General features: G+C 49.8%; 1 protein-coding gene and 1 pseudogene. One reads left to right on the forward strand and one right to left on the reverse strand.

Annotated features, from left to right (window positions below):
* On the forward strand, positions 1–648 hold a 648-nt coding region (locus tag HLH48_RS22755), incomplete at its 5' end, for a glutathione S-transferase family protein (protein WP_182999719.1).
* 56 nt (positions 649–704) lie between these two features.
* Here the strand turns inward: HLH48_RS22755 and HLH48_RS22760 are convergent.
* Positions 705–1,076, reverse strand: a pseudogene (locus HLH48_RS22760) (transposase); the annotation flags it as partial.
* Between the last annotated feature and the right edge of the window lie 156 nt (positions 1,077–1,232).

The raw sequence follows: 1,232 nt of genomic DNA on the forward strand, positions 1-1,232 counted from the left end.
CCGAGGCCTCCGTTTCATTCCGATTCACGTCGTTCCTGTCGTCCATCTGCTACTTCCTTTCACAAGGGTCGTAGCGCTCCTCAATGTCTCGGAAAACCGTGCCCCACCCCACCCGTTGGAGACGAAGACACGGGAAGTGAAGAGTTTCTGAAAATAAACCCACGAGGAAGGGTTCCTGTTTTAATTGATGGTGAGGAAATAATTACCGAATGCCCTGCGATTCTATTTTATTTATCGAGTTTATTTTCAGATAGAAATTTCTGGCCAAAATCAGTTTTAGAGCAAGCTCGTTGCTGGGAATGGTTTAACTGGTTATCGAGCAATGTACATGCGGTTGCCTATGGACAGATATGGCGACCCGGACGGTTCATTGAAGATGAACATCAGTGGAATAATATTATTTCAAAAGGGAAAAACAATTTCCAGGAATTTATTGGCGTAGTAGAAAATAATATCTCTGGAAGAACGTGGTGCGTAGGTGAAGCGTATTCATGCGTTGATCCGTATTTATTTGTTTTCTATTCTTGGGGGAAAGCCATCGGGTTGGATATGGAATCTTCTTTCCCAGCGTGGTCGCGTCATGCAGCGCGGATGTTGGAGCGGTCGGCCGTTCAAAACGCTTTACGGCAAGAAGGTTTGATCCCGTAAATAGCAGCGAGGTACGATGGGTATCTTTAGATGGCACAAGAATACCCATTTAGAGTCTAATCCGACCTGTCTGGATCGTATCCTGCGGCCCTGAAATAGTTGGCGCATTCGGTGGGCGTGAATTTTCCGGAGATGACACCGATTGTCTCCCACAATCCGGCGCGGGTTCGCTCGGCTGCCTTGCGGAGCAGGGCCTTGAGCTTTGAGAAAGCCATCTCGATAGGATTGAAATCGGGGCTGTATGGCGGGAGGAAGCGCAGTTCCGCACCGACGCTTTCGATCAACTCCCGCGTGCGAGGACCTTTATGGCTGGAAAGGTTGTCCATGATCACGATGTCACCGGTCCGAAGTTCCGGCAGAAGGACACGTTCGACGTAGGTTTCGAATGACAGTCGATTGATGGGACCGCTTATGACAAAGGGGGCTAGCCCATCTTATTCACGACATTGAGTATTTTGCGTAGATTTTTCCGTTTTTGTGGTTTGTGCGCGCGGGATCGCACCGAGTTGAGGCGGTGTCATTTTGAAACGGTGCATAGTTGTGGCTGGGGTTGCAGGGACGGGGCGGGTTCGGGGGCGATAGCC

Origin of the sequence: Gluconacetobacter sacchari (assembly GCF_014174255.1) — a bacterium.
GTDB classification, from domain to species: domain Bacteria; phylum Pseudomonadota; class Alphaproteobacteria; order Acetobacterales; family Acetobacteraceae; genus Gluconacetobacter; species Gluconacetobacter sacchari.